Raw genomic sequence first — 1271 nt, forward strand, 5'->3', positions numbered from 1 at the left:
CTGGACGAAAAGCGGTGGCTTCAGCAGCTTGCGGTCGAGAAAGTGCGCCAGCGTGTAGAGGTGACTGACATCATAGCACTCGAACTCGAACTTCGTCCCATAGGCCTGGCCGACCTCGACGATGATGCGCTCGATCTGCTGGAACGTGTTGGAGACGATGCCGTTCTTGGTGTCCTCGAGATAAGGCTTTTCCCAGTCGAACTTCCATTCGGTGTATTTTGGCGCGATGTGGTGCAAGGCAAAATTCATCGACCCCATGTTGAGCGAGCAGAGTTCGGGCTTGGCGGCATGAGCGGCTTCGAGACGTTCGTCGAGCGTCATCTTGAGGCCGCCGCCGGTAGAAATGTTCATCACCGCGTTGGTTTGCTGCTTGATGCGCGGCAGGAAGTCCATGAAGAGCTTGGGATCGGGGGTCGGTTTGCCCGTCTCGGGGTCGCGGGCATNGCTTGATGCGCGGCAGGAAGTCCATGAAGAGCTTGGGATCGGGGGTCGGTTTGCCCGTCTCGGGGTCGCGGGCATGCAGATGGATCACCGACGCGCCGGCTTCGGCTGCGCCGACGGCGGCATCGACGATCTCTGACGGCGTTATGGGCAGATACGGGCTCATCGTCGGCGTGTGGATCGAGCCGGTGACCGCACAGGTGATGACGACTTTCGGCGATTTCTTCATGGTTAGAGTCTCCCTTGTCTGCCTTTTGTTGTTATCTATCGAGCGCGAGGCAATCCTCACGACCACAGCCCAGCCGGATCGCCGTACCTGGATCGAGCTTCGGCTGAGACGACGAAGTAGCAAGCTTGACGATGAATTTCTGGCCGCTCGCGGTCGCGGCGACGAGCCGGACATGATCGCCGACGTAGATTGATTGAACGACCGTCGCCGGAATCTCGTTGAGCGCCGTGACGCCGTCCTGCAGAACGGACAGGCGCTCGGGCCTTATCGACAGCGTCACCCTGACACCCGCAGAAAGCGCAGCACCGCAGGACATGGCGTTGAACACAACGTCGCCGTCGTCGAGGCGGACGGATACGCCGCCATCCTCGCTCCCGGCCAGCACGGCACCCAACATGCGGTTGCTCTCGCCGATGAAACTTGCGACAAAGCTCGCCGCGGGACGCTCGTACAGTTCGCGCGGCGTCGACAGTTGCTCGATGCGGCCGGCGCTGAACACTGCGATCCGGTCCGACATGGTCAGCGCTTCAGTCTGGTCGTGCGTGACGTAGACGAAGGTCACGCCCAGCCGGGCGTGAATATCCTTGATCTCGAACTGCAT

Annotated in this window: 1 protein-coding gene and 1 pseudogene; both read right to left on the reverse strand. The window is 60.9% G+C overall.

All coding sequences use genetic code 11. The annotated features are described in order from the left end of the window. Positions 1-670 (reverse strand): annotated as a pseudogene (locus X726_RS1000000170295) (3-keto-5-aminohexanoate cleavage protein); the annotation flags it as partial. A 31-nt stretch (positions 671-701) separates the two neighbouring features. Then, the coding region (locus X726_RS137250; protein ID WP_023673972.1) for an ABC transporter ATP-binding protein at positions 702-1271 on the reverse strand (570 nt) is incomplete at its 5' end.

Source organism: Mesorhizobium sp. LSJC285A00, assembly GCF_000503155.1.
In the GTDB taxonomy this organism is placed as follows: Bacteria; Pseudomonadota; Alphaproteobacteria; order Rhizobiales; family Rhizobiaceae; genus Mesorhizobium.